23 protein-coding genes and 1 pseudogene are annotated in these 25,778 nt (G+C 38.4%); 12 read left to right on the top strand and 12 right to left on the bottom strand.

The annotated features are described in order from the left end of the window. Positions 1-3 precede the first annotated feature (3 nt). Positions 4-1,380 carry a T9SS type A sorting domain-containing protein gene (locus H0W62_05450; GenBank protein ID MBA3647984.1) on the top strand — a complete coding sequence of 459 codons (1,377 nt, stop codon included), beginning with the start codon at positions 4-6 and terminating at the stop codon, positions 1,378-1,380. A gap of 274 nt (positions 1,381-1,654) precedes the next feature. Here H0W62_05450 and H0W62_05445 read toward each other — a convergent pair whose 3' ends face one another. Both H0W62_05445 and H0W62_05440 read right to left on the bottom strand, forming a co-directional pair. After that, positions 1,655-1,930 carry a hypothetical protein gene (locus tag H0W62_05445; GenBank protein MBA3647983.1) on the bottom strand — a complete coding sequence of 92 codons (276 nt, stop codon included), beginning with the start codon at positions 1,928-1,930 and terminating at the stop codon, positions 1,655-1,657. A gap of 134 nt (positions 1,931-2,064) precedes the next feature. Then, positions 2,065-3,249: a DEAD/DEAH box helicase gene (locus H0W62_05440; protein MBA3647982.1), complete on the bottom strand. Its 1,185-nt coding sequence runs from the start codon at positions 3,247-3,249 to the stop codon at positions 2,065-2,067. Positions 3,250-3,611: 362 nt separating this feature from the next. Between H0W62_05440 and H0W62_05435 the strand changes: the two genes are divergently transcribed. Further along, positions 3,612-4,184, top strand: coding sequence for a sigma-70 family RNA polymerase sigma factor (locus tag H0W62_05435; GenBank protein ID MBA3647981.1), 573 nt, complete (start codon positions 3,612-3,614; stop codon positions 4,182-4,184). Continuing rightward, positions 4,181-5,044, top strand: coding sequence for a hypothetical protein (locus H0W62_05430; protein ID MBA3647980.1), 864 nt, complete (start codon positions 4,181-4,183; stop codon positions 5,042-5,044). Before H0W62_05435 ends, H0W62_05430 begins: the two co-directional genes overlap by 4 nt. A 30-nt stretch (positions 5,045-5,074) precedes the next feature. On the opposite strand, the gene H0W62_05425 is transcribed toward H0W62_05430, so the two are convergent. After that, complete coding sequence (locus H0W62_05425; protein MBA3647979.1) at positions 5,075-6,532, bottom strand: amino acid permease; 1,458 nt, start codon at positions 6,530-6,532, stop codon at positions 5,075-5,077. A gap of 91 nt (positions 6,533-6,623) precedes the next feature. On the opposite strand from H0W62_05425, the gene H0W62_05420 reads away from it, so the two are divergent. The 5 genes and pseudogenes from H0W62_05420 (at position 6,624) to H0W62_05400 (ending at position 14,279) form a co-directional block, all read left to right on the top strand. Beyond that, positions 6,624-6,905, top strand: coding sequence for an ATP-dependent Clp protease adaptor ClpS (locus tag H0W62_05420; protein MBA3647978.1), 282 nt, complete (start codon positions 6,624-6,626; stop codon positions 6,903-6,905). 314 nt (positions 6,906-7,219) lie between these two features. Beyond that, the gene (locus tag H0W62_05415; protein ID MBA3647977.1) at positions 7,220-9,307 is read left to right on the top strand and encodes an aryl-sulfate sulfotransferase; all 2,088 of its coding nucleotides are present in this window, start codon (positions 7,220-7,222) and stop codon (positions 9,305-9,307) included. A gap of 208 nt (positions 9,308-9,515) precedes the next feature. Then, positions 9,516-11,558 carry a dihydrofolate reductase gene (locus H0W62_05410; GenBank protein ID MBA3647976.1) on the top strand — a complete coding sequence of 681 codons (2,043 nt, stop codon included), beginning with the start codon at positions 9,516-9,518 and terminating at the stop codon, positions 11,556-11,558. An 89-nt stretch (positions 11,559-11,647) separates the two neighbouring features. Beyond that, a pseudogene (locus H0W62_05405) lies at positions 11,648-13,897 on the top strand (type I restriction enzyme HsdR N-terminal domain-containing protein). Positions 13,898-13,928: 31 nt separating this feature from the next. Continuing rightward, entirely contained in the window at positions 13,929-14,279 is a 351-nt protein-coding gene (locus tag H0W62_05400; protein MBA3647975.1) for a hypothetical protein, read from the top strand. Between the two features lie 81 nt (positions 14,280-14,360). On the opposite strand, the gene H0W62_05395 is transcribed toward H0W62_05400, so the two are convergent. Beyond that, on the bottom strand, positions 14,361-14,681 hold the full coding sequence (locus tag H0W62_05395; GenBank protein MBA3647974.1) for a type II toxin-antitoxin system PemK/MazF family toxin: 321 nt from the start codon (positions 14,679-14,681) through the stop codon (positions 14,361-14,363). Next, positions 14,674-14,904 carry a hypothetical protein gene (locus tag H0W62_05390; protein MBA3647973.1) on the bottom strand — a complete coding sequence of 77 codons (231 nt, stop codon included), beginning with the start codon at positions 14,902-14,904 and terminating at the stop codon, positions 14,674-14,676. The genes H0W62_05395 and H0W62_05390 overlap by 8 nt, the downstream gene beginning before the upstream one ends. Before the next feature lie 309 nt (positions 14,905-15,213). Between H0W62_05390 and H0W62_05385 the strand changes: the two genes are divergently transcribed. Next, the gene (locus H0W62_05385) at positions 15,214-17,691 is read left to right on the top strand and encodes a TonB-dependent receptor (protein MBA3647972.1); all 2,478 of its coding nucleotides are present in this window, start codon (positions 15,214-15,216) and stop codon (positions 17,689-17,691) included. 98 nt (positions 17,692-17,789) lie between these two features. Beyond that, entirely contained in the window at positions 17,790-18,362 is a 573-nt protein-coding gene (gene msrA, locus H0W62_05380; protein MBA3647971.1) for a peptide-methionine (S)-S-oxide reductase MsrA, read from the top strand. Between the two features lie 32 nt (positions 18,363-18,394). Here msrA and H0W62_05375 read toward each other — a convergent pair whose 3' ends face one another. The 5 genes from H0W62_05375 to H0W62_05355 form a co-directional block, all read right to left on the bottom strand. Next, complete coding sequence (locus H0W62_05375) at positions 18,395-18,685, bottom strand: DUF721 domain-containing protein (protein MBA3647970.1); 291 nt, start codon at positions 18,683-18,685, stop codon at positions 18,395-18,397. A 32-nt stretch (positions 18,686-18,717) separates the two neighbouring features. Next, entirely contained in the window at positions 18,718-19,239 is a 522-nt protein-coding gene (gene rimM / locus H0W62_05370; protein ID MBA3647969.1) for a 16S rRNA processing protein RimM, read from the bottom strand. Between the two features lie 106 nt (positions 19,240-19,345). After that, positions 19,346-19,771 (bottom strand): 30S ribosomal protein S16, encoded by a 426-nt coding sequence (gene rpsP / locus H0W62_05365; protein MBA3647968.1) that lies wholly within the window; start codon positions 19,769-19,771, stop codon positions 19,346-19,348. A 106-nt stretch (positions 19,772-19,877) separates the two neighbouring features. Continuing rightward, positions 19,878-21,203, bottom strand: coding sequence for a signal recognition particle protein (gene ffh, locus H0W62_05360; GenBank protein ID MBA3647967.1), 1,326 nt, complete (start codon positions 21,201-21,203; stop codon positions 19,878-19,880). A gap of 104 nt (positions 21,204-21,307) precedes the next feature. After that, positions 21,308-22,177, bottom strand: a complete 870-nt coding sequence (locus H0W62_05355; protein ID MBA3647966.1) for an RNA polymerase sigma factor RpoD/SigA — start codon at positions 22,175-22,177, stop codon at positions 21,308-21,310. A gap of 309 nt (positions 22,178-22,486) precedes the next feature. Here H0W62_05355 and H0W62_05350 point away from each other — a divergent pair, with 309 nt between their 5' ends. Then, positions 22,487-22,819: a hypothetical protein gene (locus H0W62_05350; protein ID MBA3647965.1), complete on the top strand. Its 333-nt coding sequence runs from the start codon at positions 22,487-22,489 to the stop codon at positions 22,817-22,819. A 41-nt stretch (positions 22,820-22,860) separates the two neighbouring features. On the opposite strand, the gene H0W62_05345 is transcribed toward H0W62_05350, so the two are convergent. Then, positions 22,861-23,478, bottom strand: coding sequence for a hypothetical protein (locus H0W62_05345; GenBank protein MBA3647964.1), 618 nt, complete (start codon positions 23,476-23,478; stop codon positions 22,861-22,863). A gap of 14 nt (positions 23,479-23,492) precedes the next feature. Here H0W62_05345 and H0W62_05340 point away from each other — a divergent pair, with 14 nt between their 5' ends. Next, the gene (locus tag H0W62_05340) at positions 23,493-24,905 is read left to right on the top strand and encodes an LptF/LptG family permease (GenBank protein MBA3647963.1); all 1,413 of its coding nucleotides are present in this window, start codon (positions 23,493-23,495) and stop codon (positions 24,903-24,905) included. A gap of 60 nt (positions 24,906-24,965) precedes the next feature. Here H0W62_05340 and H0W62_05335 read toward each other — a convergent pair whose 3' ends face one another. Beyond that, positions 24,966-25,712 carry a glycosyltransferase family 2 protein gene (locus H0W62_05335; GenBank protein ID MBA3647962.1) on the bottom strand — a complete coding sequence of 249 codons (747 nt, stop codon included), beginning with the start codon at positions 25,710-25,712 and terminating at the stop codon, positions 24,966-24,968. Positions 25,713-25,778 lie beyond the last annotated feature (66 nt).

The raw sequence follows: 25,778 nt of genomic DNA, 5'->3' as shown, positions 1-25,778 counted from the left end.
CCCATGAGAGATGGTGGATATCTAATAGCGGCTGCCTCTTACGATCCTTACAATTTTCTTTCTCCTTCTATGTATATGATAAGAACTAATCTGAATGGAGATACTCTTTGGACAAAAAATATTCGTAAAGATGAAATAGGTTTGGAACCAATACAAATGAGAAAGGTATCAGATAACCGTATAATTATCGGGGGTAACACGGATTGCAATAATGGATTGTGCCATAATTTCTTTCTATGTCTTATGGATACATTAGCTGATACAATATGGATAAAAACATATATACCGACACCATACCACTATTCTATTTTTAGCGATGTAATAATATCAAACGACAAAGGTTTTCTTGCTGTCGGAGATGCAGCTGTTACCGATACTTGTTCCTTACTAATTGCTGATTATGGCACTAAGGCTGAAATATTAAAAACCGATCCTGATGGAAACTTAAACTGGCAAATCACCACTGGTGGAGATACGGCTACTTTTACTGGTGCAGTTTCAGCCATTCAAACTATTGATGGTAATTTCATGATTGCGGGTTATACCTCGGTTTACGATCAATTTGAAGTACATGATGCATATCTCGCAAGCATTAGTGAAAGTGGCATAGTACAATGGGAAAAAATATACGGCACATTTGGTGTTTATGATGGTTTACGTACAATTATTAATACATCAGATAACAATTTTTTAGCTGGTGGCTACAAGCAAGATTCCAACCACTTTTGGAAGCAGTGGATTATAGATGTAAATGGAAATGGAGATGAAAAATGGGATAAAACCTTTGGAATTGATTCCCAACAAAATGCAAGTCTTTGGAAAACTCAAATAACCTATGATAGTCAATTAGTGTATATAGGAGGTCAAAGCCATTTTGGGTTGAATATCGAAGGTACTATCATGAAAATTTCCGTAGCTGGAGATCTTCTTTGGTCTAATACCTATCGTTATCCAAATGATTCTTATGATGATTATTTTTACGATTTTACGCAAACGAAGGATAGCGGTTTTATAATTGTTGGTACATGCCATCCTTATACACAGGATGTTTGGCTACTAAAGTTAGATGAATATGGATGTCTTCTTCCCGGCTGCCAGTTAAGTACCGGTATTGCAGATATAGTAGATAATGATGTACCATTTCTTATTAATCCCAACCCCGCAAGCGATTACTTCATTGTTCAAAGAAGTCAAATATCTAAATCTTCTGTGAGTATAGCTATATATGATGCCCTCGGCAGATCTGTTCAAAGTAAAAGTTTCCCATCCGAAGAACATACCATCCGCTTCAACACCGGCAATTGGCTAGAAGGAATGTATTTGGTACAGATGAAGAAGGGTGATGAGCAGTGGATTAAAAAAATTATGATTGTTCACTAACTCTGGTTGAATTAAAATAGAAGCGCGCTATACTTCCGTCCCAGGGAAATTTCACTATCTTCAATATGGGTTGAAACCTTAAGCTCGCAAAAAATTGTCGATAACTATAAATTAAGGTTTTTGAATCATCTTCAATGAGCGATTTTCTTCCGCGAGTGATTAAAAGATTTTATCTCCCTGCAGCTTCACTCTAATAAAGCATATGAGTGAAAGCGAGGAAGCTGCAGAAACTGGTGTAGCGAAACCTTTAATACTGCATCTTCCTCCACTAACGCTATAGGCTCAACGGAGTGAAGCTGCGGGGAGAAGAAGTCGAGGATATAATTCTTACCTGAGTCATATTTTCATTAATGATATGAGGGCAGCAAGGGACATAGATGCAAATACGGTATCTTGCTCCTTGCAGCTTCTCTCCCTTAAGCATACGTGTGCAGGGCAGAGGAAGCTGCAGAAACTGCTGTAGGGAAACCTTTAATGCCGCAGCTTCCCCCGCTTTCGCTATAGGCTCAACGGAGTGAAGCTGCGGGGAGAAAAAATTATGGTAGTTCACTAAGATAGGTTGAATTAAAATAGAAGCGCAGTATACTTCCGCCCCAGGGAAATTTCACTATCTTCTATATGGGTTGAAACCTTAAGCTCGCAAAAAATTGTCGATAACTATAAATTAAGGTTTTTGAATCATCTTCAATGAGCGATTTTCTTCCGCGACTGATTAAAAGATTTTTTTCTCTTATTACCACTTTTCCCACGTTTGCCAGGATTCCATGCGGGGGCAGCTCCCAGATCTTTTGGTAAGGCTATTTTAGGAATCACTCTTTCAATCAGTGCTTCTATCTGAGCAAACCGGAACTGATCTTGTTCATTTACGAAGGTGAGCGCTACGCCGGTGGATTCTGCCCGTGCTGTGCGACCAACACGATGTACATAATCTTCAGCATCGTGAGGTACATCATAATTGATCACCAATCCTATATTATCAATATCAATTCCACGCGAAAGTATATCAGTGGCTACCAGTATCATCGTAGAACGGTTTCGAAAGTCCAGCAATACCCGCTCACGCTCTTCCTGGGAAAGATCACTGTGAATGGCTTTGGCAGGCAACTTCAATTCTTTCAGTTCCCGTTCAAGGGTCTTAACTCCCGTTTTAGTAGATGCAAAAATGAGAACGCTTACCAATTTCTTTTCGGCACTATTAATCTTTTTAGGATCAAGAAGATTTTTTATCAGCGGTATCTTTTGTTCGTTATGCAGCAGATAAGCTCCTTGTAAAATTCCCTCTGCAGGCTTGCTCATTGCTATATTTACTTCTACCGGATTTTTCATAACACGCCGGGCAAGCTCACGCATTTTAGGCGGCATGGTGGCGCTGAAAAGCAGTGTTTGCCTTTTGGAAGGAAGATAGGTCATGATACGAATGATGTCATCATAAAATCCCATATCGAGCATCTTGTCAGCTTCATCGAGAATCAGGCAATCCAGCTGATCGAATTTTGCATTTCCCATATTCAGATGGCTCAATAACCTGCCAGGAGTAGCAATCACCACCGACGTTCCTTCGCGCATCGCTTTTTTTTCCCGTTCAAAAACATCTCCATCACTGCCTCCATAAACTGCAATGGAACTTGCATGCGTGAAATAAGCAAATCCCTGGAAGGCCTGGTCTATTTGCTGCGCCAGCTCGCGAGTAGGAGCAATAATTAATGTGGAAGTGTGGGGAATTGAATTATGAGATATATTATTAAGTATCGGTAGTAAATAGGCAGCTGTTTTACCTGTTCCTGTCTGGGCAGTTGCAATTACGTCTTCTAGTTTAAGAATGGAAGGAATTACCTGTTCCTGTATAGGCGTGGGTTTATTGAAACCCATCGCATCAAGACCCTCAAGCAATGGAGGGCATAAACCAAAATCAGAAAATGTCAAAATGGAAATATTACAAATGCGAAAATAAATAAAAGAGGCAACCAATTTGCAACCAAATAATGCGTAAGACTCTGAAATCTAAACAAATTTAATTTTTCACGGCATTGTATTATTCTGCGAAAGTGATTTCTTTTGGAACTTATAAATTTTCTGCAACAGGCACCTCTTAATATGACTTAAATCGATTCAATAAAGACTTATCCCGGGTAATTTAAATATGCTCTAAAAAATTTACTTTTCACCATATGTTCAGTCAGCTTAAAGCGTTATCTGATAATGGTTACTGATTTCCAGCTATAGCTTATATTTTGACTTACCGCTCTCTCGAAAATCTAGATGATTTATCGCTTGTTTCAAAATATAAGCAAACCGGCGATAATCACCTGGTGGGTATACTATTCACACGCTACACACACCTGGTGTATGGTGTTTGTCTGAAATATTTGAACAGTGAAGAGGATAGCAAAGATGTAACAATCGAAATTTTTGAAAAGCTTCTTAAAGATTTAAAAATTCATGACATAGAGAATTTCAAAGCCTGGTTATACAGTGTCGCTAAAAATCATTGTCTTATGAAATTCAGGAGTGATAAACGGCGCATAGAGCTTCGACCTGACCTTCATGAAGATCTGGTGAACCTTATGGAATGGAACGCGGAGCTGCATCTGGAAGATAAAGTAAATGAAACCAGGCTAAGTGAATTAGATAAAGCTATACGTGCTCTGAATGCCGATCAGCGGATTTGTATAGAGCTTTTTTACATTCAGGAAAAAAGTTATGAGCAGATCACAGAAGAAACCGGCTTTACGTTTAAGCAGGTAAAGAGCTTTATCCAAAATGGGAAACGAAATTTAAAGATCAGCTTAAATAAGCAATCATGAAGGGGAAAATCAATAAGATGTTTTCGTCATCAGTACCCGAAATTACCGAAGAGCTTTTTTTTCGGTATGCAGAAGGAAGTGTATCCATTATTGAAAAAAGATCTGTTGAAGAGCGGCTTGCCGATGATCCCTTTTTATCCGATGCCCTGGAAGGGTTAATGGCTAACAGGGATTTTTCAAAACAGAGAGTCATACTTAAAGAAATCAGGCAAAAAGTTCAACCAAGAGCTGGTGAAAGAATGTTTAAAATACTGCCGTTCTGGAGCATTGTTCAAATTGCTTCATCCATGGTACTTATTATTATTATGGCATGGTTCATTGGTTATTTGATAAAAAAGCAGAATGAAAAAATTTTCAGTGAACAATTTAAGCCATACTCTGCGCCCTTCGAAATAGTTATTCCCCCTTCAGGTAATAGTTCAGAAAGACCATTAAGTCCAGTGAAAGACGAAAAAGACGTTAGATTATCGCCGAAAGCTTCAATACAAGTACAGAATGCAGGTTCAGATATAAAAGCGCTTTTAGATGAAGCACTTACCTTTTATAAGAGCGGTAAATATGCACAGGCTATTCCTCTTTTTGAATCTGTTCTTAAAGCTGACCGTGCAAATGAAACCGCTGCTTTTTATTGCGGAATAAGCTATCTGACAACAGCAAATGCAGATAGTGCTTTGCAGAAACTAGTGCAAATTGATTCAAAGGTCAATAGTGTTTTTTATGAACAAACACTCTGGTATGAAGCGCTTGCATATAATTATAAAAACGAGAAGGTTACTTCAATGGAAAAATTAAAAAAAATAATCGGTCTTAATGGAAATTTTAAACTTCAGGCTGAAAATTTATTAAATCAGTTGAAATGATTATCCAGGCTCAGCCTTAATGCATGGTAGCTAAAATTGTTTGCGGGTACTTTTAAGAATAAAATATATTGGAATACCTGCCAGAACGATAACAAGACCCCATCCCGCGGTGCTGGTTTTATAGATAAGAAGAATAGAACAAATTAATGTCACCAACACAAGATAAATACCAGGCAATACAGGAAAGCCGAATGCTTTATAAGGACGTTCAGCATTTGGCATTTTCTTCCGAAGGATAAAAATACCTGCAATGGATAGCAGGTAAAACAGCAGTACGGCGAAGACCACATAATCCAGAAGCTGGTTGTAAGTTCCGCTTAAACAAAGCAGCGATGCCCAAACTGCCTGGAAGATCAACGCCACTGCAGGTACACCTTTTGAATTCAGACGTGACATGCTTTTAAAGAATAGCTTGTCATCCGCCATTTTAAAGTACACACGGGCACCGGAAAGAATACACCCATTCAGGCAGCTGAAGGTAGATATCATAATTAAACCCGCAATAATCAATACAGCCGTGTGGCCGCTCATCACGTCCGCAGCCACAACGCCTACGCGGTCATTGGTTGCGAACTGAATTCCCCTTGCAAAGTCAACTAATCCGTCCGGCTTACCTTCCAGAGGAATGTTTGTGAGATAAACCACATTTACAAGCATGTATATTAAGGTAACCATCATGGTGCCAATCGCCATGCTTACGGGAATGGTCTTTTTTGCATTTACCACTTCTTCCCCCGCGAAAGTGATATTATTCCACGCATCCATCGCAAACATACTTCCTACCATTGCTGAACCTATTGCCACTATTAACGCCCAACCCGATAAAGCTTCCCGGTTCATTAATATGCCATTGTCAACAATCGTTCTCTTTGCATCCCATGCCTGAGCGCCGAAATTTGAGCTTGTTGCCGCGGCATCATGTATAAATATTCCAATAGCAATTAAGGCAAACAATGCCAGAATTTTGGTACTGCCAAAAAATGTTTGAATAATCTTTCCATTTTTTACACCGCGAATATTAATGTAGGAAAGAAGAATGATTATGCAGATTGCCAGCAACTCCTGTGTATTTATCTTCAGAATACCTAAGTCTGCAACTATATTTTGCGGACTGAAAAAGGGAATAAATACGCCTGTGAATTTAGCAAAAGCCACTCCCACTGCAGCTATTGTCCCGGTTTGTATAACCAGGAATAACGTCCATCCATATAAAAAAGCAATAAGCGGATTATATGCTTCCCGAAGAAAAATATATTGTCCGCCTGCTTTGGGCATCATGCTGGTTAACTCACCATAGCTCAGCGCTGCAATTATCGTAAGCAATCCTGAAAGAGCCCACACCAGTAATAAATAACCAGAGGAGCCCACATTCCGGGCAATATCTGCGCTTACAATAAAAATACCGGAGCCGATCATGGTTCCTGCTACCAGCATTACCCCATCAAGCAGCCGGATCTCTTTTCTGAATCCACTTTGCTGGTCTTCCATAAAAAAAAGGTTGTGTTTAAATGTATGTATCCTGGTTTAATTTACAAACGTACATCGCTATTCAGGATTTTTTTAAATTCACTTCCTGAATATGTCAACAGAAACTTTAGAACGGGTTAAAACTTCTGATACAGATACTACCGGGGCGGGAAGGGTAATACTATTTAATGATGACTGGCACACCTTTGATGAAGTAATAAAACAGCTTATTCGTGCTATTAAGTGTTCAATTAAGCAAGCCGAAAAATTTGCGTGGACGGTGCATGAAACAGGGAAATGTAATGTTTACGAAGGTCCTATGGAGGAGTGCCTGAGTGTAAGCGCCATTCTGGAAGAAATAAATCTTAAGACCGAAATTGAGTTTGCAGATTGAATAAAGAAAGTTTCTCCATTCCTGGATTAAACCTTCTTATCTCATTAATGTCATTGTAATTATCAACCAATATCAATTCTGTATAAAGGTTTTTTTTACATGAATTAAAAACAGAAGCACCATTTCCTCCTTTATCCAGAGTGACTATAATTGAACTATTATTACAGCATATTGTTTCTTTCACTTTTGCAAAGCCAGCTTTATTAACTGGTAAAGCCATTCAACAGATCAATGTTTGATTTAACCTGTACCGTGATGTTGCATCTGTTCATTTCAGTACAGGAATTATATTTGTAAGACTAAAATTTCAATTCATGAAAATCAGATTTTTACTCTTTTTTCTTTCCTTAGTTATTCCCAGTTTTTGTGCTATGGCCCAAATGCAATTTGTTTCACCATTTCCAGGCTCAAAGATGCAGAATCCGGACAGGAATGTTATTATAAGACCTGGTGAATTACTTAATACCAAAGCATTATCACCGCGGTATTTTTCAATTACCGGATCCCTTAGCGGTAATCACGCCTTTATGATGACATTAGCGACAGATGGTAAAACTATAAACCTCAAACCCAGCGATCCATTTACTTTTGGAGAAACAGTATATGTTAACGTAAAGCCTGGGATTCAAAAGTTAAATGGAGAATTATATTCCGGTTTCTCTTATGTTTTTTCTATCCATAGGCAGTATACCGATCAGGAAGAGCAACTGATTTCTGCTGCTTTATTAAAGGCGCAATATGAAACTAATAATGTGGTCAGTTTTTCGGAAAATCAGTCAGTAAACAGCAGAAGCAACCCTTCCGATTACTCAATCTGGACCAATAAAAATCCTGCGCCTGGTCAAGTCTTTTTAAGCAATAACAGAGGGCTCGCTGAACAAAAAATGTGGATTATAAAAAGCAACGGTGATTCAGTTTATGAACGTACCTCACCAACAACAGGATCTGGCTGGACTATAAATCATAATGGGTATTTAACTGCCTATGATGACAGTGATACAAACAGTTTTTTGATGTATGATTCCAACTACCTTAGAATAGATACGTTTGTAGCTGTGAATGGATACAGCACAGATCTTCATGAATTACAGATTTTTCCCGACGGTCACTATTTTTTAATTGGTTTTGATGTTGAAATTATGGACCTGACTACCTATGGTGGTCAGCCTAATGCTCAGGTAACCTGGAATGTAATTCAGGAATTCGATAAGGCGGACAATCTGCTGTTTGAGTGGAATAGCGCTGATTATATTGATATTACTGAGGCGCCTCACGAAAACCTGACCAATGGGCAAATTGAGCCTGTGCACATGAATTCCATTGAAGTGGATACCGATGGTAATCTCATAGTATCCAGTCGTCACCTGGATCAGGTGAATAAGATTGATATCAATACAGGTGACTTTATCTGGAGATGGGGCGGTGTTAAAAATCAATTCACATTTACAAATGACCCTGCACAATTTAACTATCAGCATGATGCACGCCGGATAGCGAATGGGAATATTACTTTATACGATAATAATAACTACGGTACACCAAATACCAGCTACGCAAAGGAGTATCAGTTAGATGAGGTGCATAAAAAAGCGAAGCTGGTATGGTCTTATGCTCATCCGCTGATTAATGGTAAAGATTTGGCAAGCACTGCCACAGGTAGTGTTCAGCGCCTTGATAATGGCAACACGCTTATCGATTGGGGATTTATACCTCTTACCGGTGAGTTTCCAAATATCACTGAAGTAGACGCGAGTAACGTTATACAATGGGAATTGCAATACGAAAACTCAGATGGCATTTATCGCTCTTCAAGATATTCATGGGATCCATGCGCCAGACCCAGTAATTCTTCTCTTAAAGCAACCCATATTACAAGCACTTCTGCTAAATTAAACTGGAATGCTTCGACAGGAGCCGTTAAATACTACCTGCAATACCGTAAGCACGGAACGGTAAACTGGCACGGAGTGAAAGTTTCCTCCTCTGCCACATCTTATACATTAATGAACTTAACACCGGGCAAAAAATTTGATTGGAACATTCAAACATGGTGTAATAAGAAAGGTACCGAACAGTCTAATTATACAGCTATTAATACCTTTACAACGGATGCTGCTAAACTGGAAGATGGTTCGCTTAATAGTAAGGCAACTTTAGAAATCTATCCAAATCCGGTAACTTCCGCCATTACACTGCATTGGATTGCTAATAATAAAAATCAAAAGCAAAGTAAGATTCAGATACTTAATCTGATGGCGCAAATTATTATTGAAAAAACAATAATGCCTAATGATGGAACGAATGAATATAAACTTAATGTAGAATTATTAAATAAAGGCTCCTATTTAATTCGCATAGTTTCTGAAAGCGAACATATGGAAACAAAATTTATGAAAGAGTGACTTGTTGTGATTCATTTAATTAGCAGATACCTATAATCAGGAAGAATGATCGGATAATTTTAGGATAACAATTCCTTCAGAGGTAATTGAACTGAATTCGTGGTATGTTTTATACCCTGAATTCAGTTTTTACTTTTATGTTATCTTATATCTTTGCTTACATCCATAATTAGCATGCATGAATATCCTCTACTTTACAATTTTTTCTATGGCAACTCTTTTCCCTGTGATCAGCAATCGTCAAGCGGTTTTAAAACAAGAAGAATCATTGCCTTTTTCAAATACCAAAGACTTCCCTGTTTTTACGGAGCAATTTGCAGACCTGCGCGTATTGCGATACCAGGTTCCAGGCTTTGACCAGCTATCGTTAAAACAAAAAACCCTTTGCTATTATTTATATGAAGCGGCACTTTCCGGCCGTGATATCTTTTATGATCAGCTGTATAAAGATAATTTAATGGTGCGCAAGACTCTGGAAGCCATTATCAATTCCGGAAAAGCCGATACTACTTCAGGTGATTGGACAAAGTTTATGATTTATACCAAGCGGGTCTGGTTTTCCAATGGAATCCATCATCACTATTCCAGCAATAAATTTATTCCCGAATGCAGCGAAGTGTGGTTTAAAGAACAGCTGAAAAAATGTGATAAATCATTGTTACCTGTAATAATAGGACAGTCTGCAGACGATTTTATAAAAAATATTGTTTCAATAATTTTTGATCCTAAGGTAGCTCCTAAAAGAACCAACCTCGATCCAAACAGTGATTTTGTACAGACGAGTGCTGTCAACTTTTATGAAGATGTAACTCAGAAAGAAGCTTCAGATTTTTATTCGAAGATGGCGGCAAATAAATCGCCGGAGCCGCCTTCATTCGGATTAAATACCAAGTTGCTGAAGGAAAGTAACGAGTTCCAGGAGAAGCAATGGAAAGAAGGTGGCATGTATTCACCAGCTATTGAAAAAATTATTTACTGGCTGAAAAAGGCTGAGCCATTTGCAGAAAGTGAACATCAGAAAAAGGTGATCGATCTCTTGATTCAGTTTTATCAATCCGGTGACTTGAAGAAGTTTGATGAGTACAGTATTGAATGGGCAAAAGATACTTCAGTTGTTGACTTTGTAAACGGATTTATTGAAGTCTATCACGATCCCCTGGGTTATAAAGGCAGCTGGGAATCATATGTTTCTATTAAAGATTTGGAAGCAACCAAGCGGATTAAAGCTATAGGTGATCAGGCTCAATGGTTTGAAGATCATTCATCTATAATGCCTCAGCATAAAAAGAAAAATGTAAAAGGTATTTCAGCAAAAGTCATTAATGTGCTGGTGGAAGGAGGTGATCTTGCACCCGTAACAGCTATCGGAATCAACCTTCCGAATGCAGAATGGATACGGGAAGAGTATGGCTCAAAATCGGTAAGCATCGATAATATAACAAAGGCTTATTCAGAAGATGGAAAGGCGAGCGGTGTGCTGGAAGAATTTTATTATAGTGATACCATTAAGGACCGGCTCACCAAATACGGCGCGCTCGCAGATAACCTTCATACCGACATGCATGAAGTTATAGGACATGGTTCGGGACAAATTAATTCGGGTGTTGGCTCTTTCAATGAGACCCTTAAAAATTATTCGAATACATTGGAAGAAGCCAGGGCCGATCTGGTGGCACTATATTATATCATGGATCCAAAGCTTATTGAAATAGGTGTGATGCCATCTCTTGAAGTAGGAAAAGCAGAGTACGACCGCCAGATTAATAATGGATTGATGATCCAGTTAACCCGCTTGCCGGAGCACGAGAACCAAGTTGAGGAAGCGCATATGCGCAACCGGCAGATGATTGCGCAATGGGTCTACCAGTACGGCCAACCGGAAAACGTGATCTCAAAGGTGATGAAGAATGGAAAAACATATTTTGTCATAAACGATTACAGTAAGCTCCGCGACCTGTATGGCCAGTTGCTTCGCGAAGTGCAGCGCATTAAATCAGAAGGCGATTACAATGCCGGCAGCGCATTAGTTGAAAACTATGGCGTGAAGGTAGATCCTGCTTTACATAAAGAGGTTCTTGACCGGTATACCAAATTAGGAATAGCACCTTACCGGGGATTCATACAGCCTAAATTAGTTCCTGTAATGAATGGTAACTCTGTTAGCGATGTTAAGATCGAGTACCCGATGAATTTCACACAGCAGATGCTCGAGTATGGAAAAGAGTATTCTTTTCTGCCGGTAGTGAATTAAAAGTTTTTGAGCTGCACGTAGTCGTCGGTCAAGGGACCGACAACGGCTGCAAAATTCCTCTCGCCATTTCTTAGCTTTGTCTTCTGCTCATGGATACAATCACAAAAGAAAAACTATTCGGTTCACTCGATATAAGTAAGATTGATCGTAATCCGGACTTCAAGGAAGATAGCGTAAGAGAAGAAATTATTCTTCCAATTTTAAAAGAACTAGGCTACAGCCATTCTAGCATTATTCGCAGTAAATCACTTCAACATCCTTTTGTAAAAATTGGTAGTACAAAAAAACCAGTTACCATCATTCCTGACTATGCAATGAAGATTGATGAAAGTTACGCTTGGGTTCTTGATGCAAAATCCCCAGACGAAAAAGTAAACGAATCAGGAAATCTTGAACAAGTTTTCAGTTATGCTATTCATCCTGAAATCCGAAGTAACTACTTTGCTGTTTGCAATGGAAAACAATTTATTGCCTATCGTCCTAATACTGAAAAGCCGGTTCTCTTTTTTTCACTTGATGAAATAGAATACCATTGGGATGAAATGAAAAAATTTCTTTCTCTCAATAGTTTTCAGGCAGGAAAGAAATTCGTGTATGAGCCAGAAGTAAACTATACAGCCCGAGATGGTTTTGACTATAAGAATCGCCCACTTCCCGATGAAATTCCAGTGAAGAAAAGAGCAGCTAAAAGGCATTTTGGAATTCATGGATATTTTACGAAGCAAACATGGAATGTTGTTGGAGAGTACATCAGGAATTTTTCAAAGCCCGGTGATCTTGTTCTTGACCCATTTGCGGGAAGTGGTGTAACAGGAATTGAAGCATTAATGAACAATCGTAGAGCAATAAATATCGATCTTAATCCCTTAGCAGTTTTTATTGTAAATTCTTTAATTGAGCCAGTAAACTATGAAAAGCTATCAACAGCTTTTGAGCGGGTGAGGAATAAGTATGTGAAAGAAGAACCGAACACCAAAAAAGAAATTGAAAGTGCATTAAGAAGACATGAATATCCAAAAGGTATTCGTTTGCCAAAGGGATCAGATGTTTCAGTAGTTGAAGATTTGTTTTCAGATAAACAAATTGCACAGCTCGCAGTTTTACAGTCTATTATTAATGAAGAGAAATCAATAGAGATCAGAAATTCTTTACTACTTATGTTTTCTGGGCTCGTGACTAAAGTGAACCTAACGTACCACACCGGAAAAGTTGCAACAAAAGACGGACAAGGAAACGCGAGTGCATTTCAGTATTATAGAATCGAATTGCTCCTGATCCCAAAGACGTTGATGTGATGAAGTATTTCTCCCTTCGATTTAAGAAAATTTGCGACGCAAAGAAAGAAATGCAATTTTTCATCAATGAACGAACTATTCGCAATATACAAGTACTTAAGGGTACAGCTGCAAATCTCGATTGGATTCAGAATGAAAATGTGGATTACATATATACTGATCCACCATATTGCAAAAAAATTCCCTACCTCGACTTATCAATCATGTGGAACGCTTGGCTTGATTTGAAGGTCACCGAAAAAGATTATTCTGATGAAGCAATTGAAGGAGGGAGCATCAGAAAACAAAAGACAGCTACAATCAATTAATTGCTGAAAGCATCCGTGAAATGTATCGTGTTCTAAAATTTGATCGTTGGATGTCCTTTGTGTTTGCTCACAAAGACCCGGAGTTCTGGCACTTAATTATTGAGACAGCTCAGGATTGCGGTTTTGAATATGTAGGTGCAGTTGCACAAAAAAATGGACAAACAAGTTTTAAGAAAAGACAGAATCCATTCACAGTTTTATCAGGTCAACTCATAATTAACTTTCGAAAAGTTCGCAATCCAAAAGCAATTATGAGAGCGCATCTTGGCATGGACGTCGAACAAATCATAATGCAAACATCAGAAGGAATAATCGCAAAATATCATGGTGCAACATTGGAGCAATCAATGATGAATTAATCATTAAGGGATTGGAGTTAGGTTTTCTTGACCTCATGAAAAAAGAGTACAGTGACTTAACTCCAATTCTATTTGAGAACTTCGACTACGCTGAAGCGACGGAAAAATTCACGATAAAGAAAAACGCAAAATTCAGAACTCATATTGATCTCAACCTACGAGTACGCTATTATGTGCTGAGCTATCTAACACGAATGGAACATCAAGGCAAGAATGCATCATTCGATGATATCGTTCTTCATATTATCCCATTGCTTCGTAATGGTATAACTCCAGAAAAGCAAACGATCTTGAATGTTTTGGAATCTATTGGTGAACATGTTGGCAATGGACATTGGAGATTAAAAAAGCTTGGCCAAACACAATTGTTTAATTAAAAAAAGAAAAAATCAATAGACTCAAAAATTTATGTACTCAAACACCACTAAAGAGCAATATGATGCAATTACCAGAAATGTAGCAGAGTTGAAAGATAAACTAAATAGTTCATTTCCTACATGGGTTTGGCATGTTGCAAGTATTGTGCAAATTGAAAACAACGGTTATACCGGGAGCTATATCGAATGGCATTCTCCGGAAGGAATAATTCAAAGTGACGATTTCGATCTAAGAAACACAGTGGACCTAGAAGAAAAAATGATTGAAGGAATTGAATCATGCATTCAGAAGGCGATAAAAACGGAAAATAAAAATAAATTACAAGAAGCGCTTGACAAATACGAGACCAGGAACGGTGATGAAACGTTTCTTAATATGTAGCAGCGCATATTTGAAAAATTCATTCCCTTTCCAACATTTATCAGAACGCAAACAATACTTGCATCCGTTGAGATCTTTTTGTCAAGATAATTGGAACAAAATTTTTAATTTGTTATTTAAGTCTCCTAGATCTGTTTGCGTTAAGATGCCTAAAAGTCCCCTGGCTAATGTGCGGTCTAACGTTGCAATTTTACTTGTTCGTATGAGTGATTGTTTTCTAAGTCCATTACTGCTGCTTGGCGTAAGCAAAACGTCTGTCGGTTCTTGCCACCCAATCTGTGTTGTAATAAAGCAAACAGTAAGGTCGAGACTGGTGTCGAAAAGAACGGCAGCTGGTCGCATCTTGCTGCCACTTAGGTCAGTAAATGGGAAAGTAATAAGTACAATGTCACCTTTAGCCACTATACACTTCTTTTAGGTCCTCTATAGAATAAAGGTCTTCTTCATTATTTAGGAAGTCAAAAGCCTGGCTATTTCCAGCCATTTTTTGTATGCCTTGAGTTAATTGATGTTCATCATAACGCTTACTCACAAAATCAGCAAAATCTAAGATTTCTTCCGCCTTTTCTTTCGGTAACTGGCTAATCGCTTTTACCGTCCGTTCAATGATTGCTTGTTTTGTCATGTCCTAAGTTTTAACGCCCAAATTTAAGAAATTTGTCAGCACGTAATGGTTCATCGCCAGTGCCTGTAAAAGATTAGGTATAGCAGAAGTTTTTATTTAGGACTTTATGTACAAAAATTATTATCACCCGCAAATATTTCATAACACCAAACTTTTAGAGTTGTTCTCCAGCATCTAACGCTAAGCTCAAGCGAGACAGGGCAAGGGTAAAAAAACATAAGTTGATACAAAGGTTCCTCATGAAGCACTGCTCTAACTATTATTTGGTATTGAGTGCTGCAGTTCAGAATTTTGCCGGCATCACGTTCTATGATAAAGCCCTTTTTGATTTTTTCTATCCTTACCATTTTATTTTATGGTTCTGTAAAAGCCCAGTCAGCTTCCTTTCATCGTGATACTTTAAAGACTGGCGTTATAACCGGAAAAGTAGTGGATGCAAAAACCGGCTTGCCGCTGGAACTTGCCACTTTATTTCTTCAGCATATCCGCGACTCCTCATTAGTAACCGGCAGCAGCACCAATGATAAAGGTAATTTTATGATGGATCACCTTTCACCAGGAGTATACCGGATCAAGATAACCTATATAGGATACCAGAATAAATTCATCGATACCATACGCCTTTCTTCAGACAGACCGCAGGTTATTTTAAAGCTGATCAAGCTGGAGCCTGTAACAAACACTTTGGCAGAAGTACAGGTAACAGCGGGTGACATTTACCGAAACGGCATTGAGAAGAAAACATATGATGTGGGTAAGGATATTTCATCTTCCACCGGCACCGCCGCGGAAGTGCTTCAAAACATTCCATCGGTTACAGTGGATGTAGATGGAAAAGTGAGCCTGCGTGGCAATGAAAATGTGAACATCATGGTTGATGGAAAGCCTTCTAGCCTTACATTAACTGGTGATCAATCCATTCTGCAGCAACTGCCTGCAAGTGCTATTGAGAGCATTGAAGTGATGACGAATCCAAATGCAAAATATGACCCCGAAGGAACTGCAGGAATTATCAATATTGTTTTGAAAAAAAATAAGCTGATGGGATTCAGCGGCCTGGTTTCTTTAAATGCAGGAACAGGAGATAAATATAATGGAACAGTCAACATTGGCTACAGGACAAAAAAATGGAACTTGTTTTTGAATTACAGTGCACGAATTGATCATTCCGGTTCTCATAATGACTGGACAAAAGAAAATTTTTTAAGTGACTCTTTGCCGTTTTTTATGGAACACAGTCATTCTACCAATAAAAATCAATCCCAGCTGGTAAAGACCGGAATTTCTTTTTTGCCTGACCTTCGAAATACCTTTACTGCAACCATAACACCGGAATGGGATCGGAATAAGTCAGATGCGGTTGCCACAGACTTTCAGTCGGACGCAGAAAACATACTGCGGCTTTTGACTTACGTCTATACAAAGGACACTATTAAGGGTTCAGGAATAGATTATTCTTTAGATTATCGCAGAACATTTTCCAACCCAAACCAAATTCTTTCATCTACTATTACCTATAACAATTCCAAACGAAATCAGGAATCAGCAAATCAGTGGCAACCGTATAATACCGATTTTACGTCCTCCGCTGCATTGCCTTATTTTTATACTGATCCTTTCGGCAATAACTCTAATATCTGGAACTGGCAAGCGGATTATGCACAACCCTTCTCCAATAAAACTAAATTAGAAACAGGAATAAAAACCACCATAAGAAAAATCGAGACCAGCTCTTCCTATTCTTATCTTGATACCGTTAACAACGAATGGATTTCAAATCCGGCACGTGAAAATGATTTTCGCTTCAATGAAAACACTTACGCTGCCTACGGAATTTATTCTTTTGGATTAAGTAAATATCTTTTTCAAATGGGATTACGTTTAGAGCAAACAAATACAAAAGGCCATCAGGAAGCAAATGACGCAAGCTTCACCCATAACTACTTTAGCTTCTTTCCAAGTGTCAATGTAACCCGAAGATTTAATGATAAGGTTTCAACACAGCTATCTTACAGCCGCCGTATCAATCGTCCGATGCTGATGCAGCTAAATCCTTTGGTAGATTACAGTGATCTCTTCAACATTACAAAAGGCAATCCTGAGCTCAGACCTGAATACATACATTCTTTAGAGCTTTCATACAACCAATTCTTCTCTTCCAGTTCCTTTACGCCTTCGCTCTATCTTCACTATACCCAGGATGCGATCAATCGCTTTATCAGTGTTGATTCAAATAATGTAAACACCGTAACCTTTCAGAATTATAAGTACAACCTTGACTACGGAGCAGAGCTTACCGGAAACTGGGCAACCTATAACTGGTGGAACCTCGTAGCCACTTTTAATTGCTTCCGTTCCATCCGAAATGCAGAAAACCTTGGCCAGGGTCTTGTCAATAAAAATATCAGCTATTCTGCAAAAATTATATCGAACATGAATTTCATGAAACAGTTAAATGTCCAGCTTACTGCATTTTATAATGGCACAGGTGTTACTGTTCAGGGCACCAGAAGACCTGTCTTTTCCAGTGATCTCTCGACCAGGGTAACGGTTATGAAAGGAAGAGGCGCAATTACGGCACGGCTTTCTGATATTTTCAATACGCGTGAATTCAGGATTACTGTAGATCAGCCCTATTTTTCTCAGGAAATTACGCGCAAGCGGGAATCCCGTATTTTATTTTTTGGATTCAGCTATAGGTTTGGAAATAATGATAAACAAAATGAAAGATCGAAACGAGGCGATAACAACATTGGAGATTTACCCCAGGAAAATGACGTCTACTGATCAGCATTACAGTCCAGGGAACTATTACTGCATTTAGTGTATTAACAGACTCGGATTAAGAATGCAATATTATTGTTGATTTATCTATGAATTTGCTTATGGAAAATAACGATGTAAATAATGGACAGGTTTCGTCAAAAATTGAAGCTGCCACTTTCGGCATGGGCTGCTTCTGGTGTACGGAAGCTATCTTTCAAAATCTGAAAGGTGTTGATAATGTAACTTCCGGGTATGCAGGAGGAACGATTAAAAATCCTGCCTACCGGGAAGTATGTACCGGCAGGACAGGGCATGCAGAAGTCTCACAAATAATTTATTATCCTGATGAAATCAGTTATGAAGACTTGCTGGAAGTATTCTGGCAGTCACACGACCCTACTACACTTAACCGGCAAGGCGGTGACAAGGGTACTCAATATCGCTCCGTGATTTTTTATCACAATGAAGAACAAAAAAAATTGGCAGAAGAGTTTAGACAAAGACTGGATGCCGCACAAGCTTTTGATAGGCCCATTGTAACAGAAATTTCGCCGCTTCCGGAATTTTATAAGGCTGAAGATTATCATCAGCAATACTTCGATCAAAACACGAAAGCACCTTATTGCCAGTTCGTAATTGCTCCAAAAATAAATAAGCTGAAAAAAGTATTTAAAGAAAAACTGAAAGCGTAAAGTGTTTTTTAGCTGTTTCAGCTATAAGGTGGTTACCGGATAATAATTTCTGTAATAAAATTTTCTGCAATTCTTTCATTGATTATGGCGATCATTTTTGTTTTGGAATACATGAGCTCTTCACGAAGCGGAGCGGATTCAATGGTAAGAAAAAGCTTATGATCAGAAATGAATATTTTCCTTGTGTATCGGGCAATGGTTTTTCCGAACAGTAGTTCCCAGTTCTGCTCCAGTGATACTGCATTTATTCTTTCTTTAAGCTGGTACGTATTAAGTACTTCGTCTATTGCCTCTCTTAAACTTTGCACATTACCGTGTTTCATTCAGTCCGGTTTTAGCACGTTTCATGACTATGTTAAAGGTAAACATCCATTAACCCTTCAGGCAAAAGAACTCTTATTTCTTTTTTCCGCTTATCAATTCTTAATACAATTTCCTTGATCCACGGAAACAAAATTTCCTTTTTATTGTAAATAAATTGTCCTAATTCATGCTGAGGCAGCTCGATAATATTCTCTAAAATCCCCAGTTCGCCATATTTTTCATCAGATAATTTAAAGCCTATAAAATCTGCAAGGCGCTGATAGGGTTTTAATTTCTTAAGATATTTTTCATCAATAAAAATTTCTTTTCGAACCAACCCATCTGCTGTTGTTTTATCTTTTACTTCCTCAAAGTGAAGCATACAATGTCCTGATGGATCAAGATCTGCTTCATCGGTAAAAAAGGGCAGCAGGTTGTTTTGTTTATTAAGAAAAATTACTTCAAGTTTTTTTAGCCGTGATAAAATTCCTGGTTCAATAAAAGCACGAATATGACCCTTAAGGCCAAACGTTTTATTCAGATGCCCAATCTTAATTAATGAATCCTGTTCCATAAATAAAAATAAGGAACCATTCCGGAATTGTGAAACTATGTTTGAAGACAGGGGAGAGGGAGAGCTAATTAAATCAGAATTCTATTAAAATTCTTGTGTAATATTTTCAGGATGCCGGTGTAGCAGCGGTTTCGCTTTTCTTGCCTTTCTTTTTCTTCACACCCTTAATCCCTTTTTCTTTTGCATCCATAATGGCATTGCGATGAGATTCTTCCCATTCAATCCATTTTTGGTCCGCAGTTTCTTGTGTAAGAACACCCTTTTTAATTCCACGAAGCAGATGTTTATGGTATAAAACTCCTTTAAAAGAAAGAATTTTATGCAGTGTATCTGTAGGTTGTGCTCCCTTTTGAAGCCATTCCAGCGCCTTATCTTTATTGATATCGATGGTTGCAGGAACAGTAGTAGGGTCGTAGGTGCCAATGGACTCTATAAAGCGACCATCACGGGGTGAGCGTGAATCTGCAATGATGATGTGGTAGAAAGGTCTTTTTTTCCTACCCATTCTTTGTAATCTGATTTTTACAGCCATTGTACTTTAGAAAAAGTTTTATGGGGTTAATAATGAGGCGCAAATATAAATATTAATTTGACTTAGGTCTTTCTGTATTGAATTAACAAATCATTTTAACAGTAAATTAATGGCGCTCCGGCATAATAGGTCGTTTCATGGAGCTCATTTTATTGAAGTGCTTCATCATCTTTCTCATCTCATCAAATTGTTTTACAAATTGATTTAATTCCTGGATGGAATTGCCGCTGCCTATGGCTATTCGCTTTCTTCTTGCACCATTCAATAATTCAGGATCTTCACGTTCCTGAGGCGTCATGGACAAAATGATTGCTTCAATCTTTTTAAATGAATCATTGCTGATATCAATATCCTTTATCGCCTTACCCATTCCGGGAATCATAGCCATCAGGTCTTTAACGTTTCCCATCTTTTTTATCTGTGAAAGCTGTTGTAAAAAATCGTTGAAGTCGAATTGATTTTTCCGGATTTTTTTCTGCAGCCGTTCTGCCTCCTTTTCATCAAATTGTTCCTGGGCTTTTTCAACCAGACTAACAATATCACCCATTCCAAGAATGCGCTGTGCCATTCTTTCAGGATAAAAAATATCCAGCTGTTCCAGCTTTTCTCCTGTGGAAACAAATTTTATGGGCTTGTGTACCTCGTATTTTATTGAAAGCGCAGCACCCCCGCGTGTGTCACCATCCAGCTTGGTAAGCACCACACCGTCAAAATTCAGCCGTTCATTGAACGCTTTGGAAGTATTTACTGCATCCTGGCCGGTCATAGAATCTACTACAAACAGGACTTCCTGAGGCTGCAATACTTTTTTCAAACGCGCTATCTCATCCATCATCTGTTCATCAATTGCGAGGCGCCCGGCGGTGTCAACAATTACGGTATCAAACTCTTTTAGCTTCGCCTGTTTAACGGCATTCTCTGCAATTTGCACCGGATTGTTATTTCCCTCTTCGGAATATACTTCAACCCCAATTTGACTCCCCAGAACTTTTAATTGTTCTATAGCAGCCGGCCGGTAAACATCGCAAGCCACCAAAAAGGGTAACCTGTTTCGTTTTGTTTTCAGATAATTTGCAAGCTTGGCTGAAAATGTTGTTTTACCAGAACCCTGCAGTCCGGCCATCAGGATCACGACCGGCTTCCCTTTAAGATTGATATCTTCTTTTCCACCACCCATTAACTCAACCAATTCATCCTGCACAATTTTTACAATGAGCTGGCCGGGTGATACAGCCGTTAATACTTTTTCACCAAGTGCCTTATCCTTTACTTTATCCGTGAATTCTTTTGCTATCTTATAGTTTACATCAGCATCTACCAGAGCACGGCGTATTTCTTTTACGGTTGCTGCAATATTTAATTCTGAAATTCTGCCTTGCCCTTTCAGAGTTTTAAAAGCACTGTCTAAGCGATCTGATAAACTTTCAAACATTTCAGATAATTATTTAGTGTAGAGATGGATTTGTATTTTTTGCTTAATTAAAAACCCCGGCCCAAAACAGATGGAACAGGGTTTTCAACTGTATTGTTTAATACTTACTGCCCTAAGTAACTTTTAAGAAGCTTACTACGGGAAGCACTCCTAAGCTTGTTTATTGCCTTGTCCTTTATTTGCCGTACGCGCTCACGGGTAAGAGCAAATTTTTCGCCTATATCTTCAAGTGACATAGGATGTTCAACACCTATTCCAAAGTAAAGTTTAATTACATCTTTTTGTCTTTCGGTTAAAGTGGAAAGTGATCTATCAATTTCTCTTCCCAGGGATTCCCGGTAATTAAGGGCCTCGTCCGTTTGGGAAGAATTAGGATTTTCGAGCACATCAAGCAGTGAGTTATCTTCACCTTCTACGAAAGGAGCGTCCACCGAAATGTGCCGGGATGCAATACCTAATGTTGTTTCCACTTCTTCAGCATTTATTTCCAATACTGTTGCTAACTCATCAGACGATGGCTCTCTTTCAAATTCCTGCTCAAGGGCAGAGAAAGCTTTGTTAATTTTGTTGAGTGAACCCACCTTATTGAGTGGAAGGCGAACAATACGGCTCTGTTCTGCAAGGGCCTGTAAAATAGATTGACGAATCCACCATACTGCATACGAAATAAATTTAAATCCCCTTGTTTCATCAAACCGCTGAGCTGCTTTGATGAGGCCAAGGTTACCTTCATTTATCAGATCGCTGAGTGATAAACCCTGATTCTGATACTGCTTTGCTACTGACACCACGAATCGGAGATTAGCTTTGGTTAATTTTTCTAAGGCATTCTGATCGCCTTGCTTAATTTTTTTTGCTAAATCGACTTCTTCTTCCGGTGTTAGCAGATCAACTTTGCCAATCTCCTGAAGGTATTTTTCCAGGGATTGGCTTTCACGATTGGTAATTGATTTTGTAATTTTTAGCTGACGCATGCGGTGGAGTTTTTCGGGAAACGAGCCAAATATACGTAAAAATGGTATCGGATATTCAGGCCGTACATGCTGTCAGACACGAGTAATATTCCTGTATACCAGCTGATATAACGGAGCTCAAAAAATTAAAATCCGTTTCCTTCTTATTAAAACAAAGGTTAATATATTGATATTTTCCCAAATATTTTTTTTTATTTGACTGGAAAAGTTACTTTTAAATTTTTCCCACTATTTTATAACCGTGTGATGAAAGCTGCGTCAACGAAGAATAATAAATACGTATTGGAGTTTGTGATAAATTCTTCACACATGATTTTATATGACTTTTTAAGCACACCTTCCGGGCTTGCGCAATGGTTTGCCGACGAAGTAGATGTTTTTCATAATGAATATACTTTTGTATGGGATGGGATTCCGCAAAAAGCAAAAATGATCGACAAGCGGGAAAATGAAATGATCCGGTTTCGGTGGCAGGATAGCCCAAAAGAGGAATACTTTGAATTTAAAATCCAGACTACAGAAATTACAGGAGATACGGTTTTAATGATTACCGATTTCAGCACTCCACAAGAATTAAAGGATGCAAGGCAGCTTTGGGAAAGCCAGCTCCAGGAATTAAAAATGCGATTGGGAGGATTGTAACAAATTTAAACTGCCCTTCCCCCGGACCCTTTATCTAAATTTTAATGACTTGTAAGTAAGGCTGCAAAAATTCTAAAGCTGTTTATTGAAAAAGTCACTAATTCATTTATCCGGTCAATGGGTATTTTACGGGCAATCTTTATAAAAATATTTTTATCAATTATCCTAATCCAGGTTTCTTCGCTTAGTTCATTGATTGCAATAAAATTTTCCCTGTTAAAATGGTGATGCCACGGTGAGTCGCTAACACTTACATAAAAATCATTTTCCTTTAGTTTAAGGAAACTTTTCCGGAGGTTAAAGGCATGCTGCAACAAAGAGTTGCCAGATAACAATAATGTACAGCTGCAGAAATTACCCCACCAAACCATGGTTCGTATTGCAAGAATGTTTTCACCGGAAAAAAATCTTGGAAAATCAAGAATCTGATAAGGGAAACCCATGTAGTTTTCGCCTTTAGAGATTTTTCCCGTGCTGCTATCAGAGCCTTCCGGAAACGTTGCATTAATAAAAATAGCCTGTCTTTTCGTTTCTTCAATTAATATAGCAAACTGATGATATATTTTTTCAATAATAATTTTTTTGGTTAAGAAAAAATCTCTTTGGCCAAGCATATCAATCTCGCCTGCAGAAAGCCATATCTTTGAACTGTTTTCCATATGGCGAAATATAGGTGAAAAAAACAGACAAGCTTTTACTGAATACTTTCCTGGGGCCTTTTATCGCGGTATTTTTTATTACCCTTTTTGTGCTGGTGATGCAGTTCCTCTGGAAATATGTGGACGATATGGTAGGTAAAGGCTTGCCAAGTTATATTATTGCTCAGCTGCTTTTTTATGCTTCTGCAAGTATGGTTCCTTTAGCGATGCCACTTGCCGTTCTACTCTCTTCTATTATGACCCTTGGAACACTCGGAGAGCACTATGAGCTGACTTCCATGAAATCTGCAGGTATGTCGCTTATGCGCATTATTGCTCCGTTAATAGGTGTATCAATCTTCTTAAGCGCTGCAGCACTTGCTTTTGCTAATTATGCCTTGCCGGTGGCAAATTTGAAGTTTGGTTCATTGCTTTATGATATCCGTCAGCAACGCCCTGCTTTAAATATAAGAGAAGGTGTTTTTTATAATGAGATTGATGGCTACAGTATAAGAGTAGGAAAAAAGGAGGGAGACAACCGCACCATACATGATATTTTGATCTATGATCATACCAGTGGCAGGGGAAATGATAATGTAATAACTGCTGATAAAGGAGCCATGTATTTGACCTCCGACAAACGGTACATGGTTTTAGAGCTTTATGATGGTCATCAATTCGAGGAAATGAGTCCAACTATCCACAAAGGAAAAAATTATGAGCAGGTTCGTGTAGCGTTTAAAGAATGGAAAAAAGTATTTGATCTGTCTGAATTCAACCTTACCAGAACCGATGAAAATCTATTTAAGGATAATTATCAGATGCAAAACCTGAAACAGCTTACCAGTTCTATGGATACCATACGGATGCAGCTAAACAAGCGGTTTGGACAGTTTCAGGAATACACCCGACCCTATCTTTCCTTCAGCCGGAATAATCTGGACAGCCTTGCATCTGCCTCTGCTACCGATACATTTAAATCATTAACGGATAGTTCGGTAATTTATTCCCGAGCCCTTTCAAATGCAAGAAGTATAAAGGGTTATGCTACTATTTCTGAAAAAGAATCAGAAGCACAGCAGGAATTGCTGATAAAATACAAGGTGGAATGGCAACGGAAATTTACATTATCTGTGGCCTGCTTCGTATTATTTTTAATAGGTGCACCGTTAGGTGCCATTATCCGTAAGGGTGGCCTTGGATTACCATTTGTGGTATCCGTTTTCTTCTTTGTTATCTTCTATGTGCTTTCGATTATGGGAGAAAAGTTTGCTAAACAAAAAGTAATGACCCCCTTTGAAGGTATGTGGTTTTCTACTTTTATTTTGTTACCACTATCCGTTTTTCTTGTTTACAAAGCAACTAATGATTCTATGCTTTTTAATGCTGAATCCTATATTGCTTTTTTTAAAAAAATATTTCAGAAATTGCAGAAAGCAAAAAAATAGTATCTGTATAGTATGCCAACATTCCGTGTTTAATCAAAAACTTACCTGATGGGCAACATTTTATTGCTTATTGTAAATGCGGAATTTTGCCATGTGATGCTTATGCAGAAAGTGCTTCACACTGGTAGACAATACTCCTAATCCATATTTTACGCTTCTGCTGAAATTAATAGAGGATGCCTCTTCAAAATATTTTGTAGGGCAGGTAACCTCTCCTATTTCAAACCCCGCCATAAAAATCTGGGAAAGCATTTGATTATCAAATACGAAATCATCAGAATTATTTCTATAGCAGATGCTTGTTAATACGTTTCTGCTGAATGCCCTGTAACCTGTGTGATATTCTGAAAGCTTCTGACCAATTAAAATATTTTCAATAAGAGTAAGCAAGCGGTTGAAATAATATTTATACATAGGCATGCCACCTTTTCTTGCCCCACGCCCGAGTATCCTGGAGCCAAGGACCACAGGAAATAAATTTTCAGCAATAATAGAAGCCATGGCAGGAATAAGCTTAGGTGTATACTGGTAATCGGGGTGAAGCATAATCACAATATCTGCACCGAGTTGCAGTGCATGATCGTAGCAGGATTTCTGATTTCCGCCATAGCCTTTATTTTTTTCGTGCACAATAATATGCTGAATACCGAGGTCATGTGCAACCTGCACCGTATCATCACGGCTGGCATCGTCGACTAAAACAATATCATCCACTATATCAAATGGAATTTCGAGATAGGTTTGCTGCAGAGTTCGCGCAGCATTATATGCAGGTAAAACCACAATTACTTTTTTTCCATGGAGCATGAGGTAACAAAAATAGAAAGTTGCGTCAGCATTCTATTGAACTAAATGATATCCGATATTCTAAAT

The organism is Chitinophagales bacterium (assembly GCA_013816805.1).
Taxonomy (GTDB): Bacteria; Bacteroidota; Bacteroidia; order Chitinophagales; family UBA10324; genus MGR-bin340.
The sequence above is the reverse complement of the archived record's forward strand: the minus strand, read 5'-3'. Positions and strand labels throughout refer to the sequence as shown.

Coding starts and splice junctions, on each gene's coding strand:
- H0W62_05450 (MBA3647984.1), top strand. CDS start 4: ATGAGAGATGGTGGATATCTAATAGCGGCTGCCTCTTACGATCCTTAC.
- H0W62_05440 (MBA3647982.1), bottom strand. CDS start 3,249: ATGGGTTTCAATAAACCCACGCCTATACAGGAACAGGTAATTCCTTCC.
- H0W62_05430 (MBA3647980.1), top strand. CDS start 4,181: ATGAAGGGGAAAATCAATAAGATGTTTTCGTCATCAGTACCCGAAATT.
- H0W62_05425 (MBA3647979.1), bottom strand. CDS start 6,532: ATGGAAGACCAGCAAAGTGGATTCAGAAAAGAGATCCGGCTGCTTGAT.
- H0W62_05420 (MBA3647978.1), top strand. CDS start 6,624: ATGTCAACAGAAACTTTAGAACGGGTTAAAACTTCTGATACAGATACT.
- H0W62_05415 (MBA3647977.1), top strand. CDS start 7,220: ATGAAAATCAGATTTTTACTCTTTTTTCTTTCCTTAGTTATTCCCAGT.
- H0W62_05410 (MBA3647976.1), top strand. CDS start 9,516: ATGGCAACTCTTTTCCCTGTGATCAGCAATCGTCAAGCGGTTTTAAAA.
- H0W62_05400 (MBA3647975.1), top strand. CDS start 13,929: ATGTACTCAAACACCACTAAAGAGCAATATGATGCAATTACCAGAAAT.
- H0W62_05390 (MBA3647973.1), bottom strand. CDS start 14,904: ATGACAAAACAAGCAATCATTGAACGGACGGTAAAAGCGATTAGCCAG.
- H0W62_05385 (MBA3647972.1), top strand. CDS start 15,214: ATGATAAAGCCCTTTTTGATTTTTTCTATCCTTACCATTTTATTTTAT.
- msrA (MBA3647971.1), top strand. CDS start 17,790: ATGGAAAATAACGATGTAAATAATGGACAGGTTTCGTCAAAAATTGAA.
- H0W62_05375 (MBA3647970.1), bottom strand. CDS start 18,685: ATGAAACACGGTAATGTGCAAAGTTTAAGAGAGGCAATAGACGAAGTA.
- rimM (MBA3647969.1), bottom strand. CDS start 19,239: ATGGAACAGGATTCATTAATTAAGATTGGGCATCTGAATAAAACGTTT.
- rpsP (MBA3647968.1), bottom strand. CDS start 19,771: ATGGCTGTAAAAATCAGATTACAAAGAATGGGTAGGAAAAAAAGACCT.
- ffh (MBA3647967.1), bottom strand. CDS start 21,203: ATGTTTGAAAGTTTATCAGATCGCTTAGACAGTGCTTTTAAAACTCTG.
- H0W62_05355 (MBA3647966.1), bottom strand. CDS start 22,177: ATGCGTCAGCTAAAAATTACAAAATCAATTACCAATCGTGAAAGCCAA.
- H0W62_05350 (MBA3647965.1), top strand. CDS start 22,487: ATGATTTTATATGACTTTTTAAGCACACCTTCCGGGCTTGCGCAATGG.
- H0W62_05345 (MBA3647964.1), bottom strand. CDS start 23,478: ATGGAAAACAGTTCAAAGATATGGCTTTCTGCAGGCGAGATTGATATG.
- H0W62_05335 (MBA3647962.1), bottom strand. CDS start 25,712: ATGCTCCATGGAAAAAAAGTAATTGTGGTTTTACCTGCATATAATGCT.